The 864-nt window shown below is 46.1% G+C and carries 1 protein-coding gene; it reads left to right on the top strand.

The window, feature by feature from the left end; genetic code table 11:
- Positions 1-76: 76 nt before the first annotated feature.
- The coding region (locus AC1DWF_RS33200) for a LysR family transcriptional regulator (RefSeq protein WP_476842756.1) at positions 77-864 on the top strand (788 nt) is incomplete at its 3' end.

The following is an 864-nucleotide window of genomic DNA, read 5'->3' as shown; positions in this document are numbered from 1 at the left end:
GCTTTTCAACCCAACTTCCTCGCGATACATTCCGACACTTCACAATCTGTGCGGATTGCAGAATGGATTTTCGTCGATGATGCCGGTTGATGAGTTTTCTCGAGATCTGGACTGGAATCTTTTGAAGATATTCCACGAGATTGCCCATGCGCGGGGCATATCAAAGGCCTCGGAGAAGACGCGGCTCAAGCAATCTGCCATAAGCCTCGCGCTGAAGCGTTTGGAAGGACAGGTCGGAGCCGTGCTTTGCAGGCGTGGCTCAGGAGGCTTTGAGCTTACTTCAGAAGGCATGCTCCTAGCCGAACTTTGCGCGCCGATTATGAGCGCAGTCCGCGAAATACCAAGCATAACTACAAAATCCTCGAGTGAAGTTCACGGAAAGATAACAATTGGCCTCATAAGCAACTTCACATATCCTGTATTTGACGAAGCACTATCTGTATTCCATACGAATTTCTCTTCCGTCGAAATAGTTATTTCTACGATGCCATGGGCAACTGTCCTTGCATCTCTCATTCGTAACGAAATTGATGTTGGCATCGCATCGACGAATATTAAACATCCTGAACTCAGGTACAGATTTCTTTGTCGAGAAGTTCACAGGCCGTATTGTGGCGTTCGTCATGGTTTTTTTGGCAAAGAAATAGGCGATCCAGGACAGCTCAGTGACGAGAAATTTGTCCTTACTGGAAGTGATGAGCCAGATGAATTAAGAGATTTTAGATTACATCACGGCCTCGGTTCAAACGTATCAGCTGTGACTGAGCACCTAGAAGAAGCAAAACGTCTTGCTATTCTTGGTGTTGGAGTAACTTTTCTTCCGGAAAGCTATGCATGTAACTTTTCTTCCGGAAAGCTATGCAT

Source organism: Aminobacter sp. P4_D5, assembly GCF_056401815.1.
Note: the sequence above shows the minus strand (reverse complement) of the source record. Positions and strands in the feature narration are given on the sequence as shown.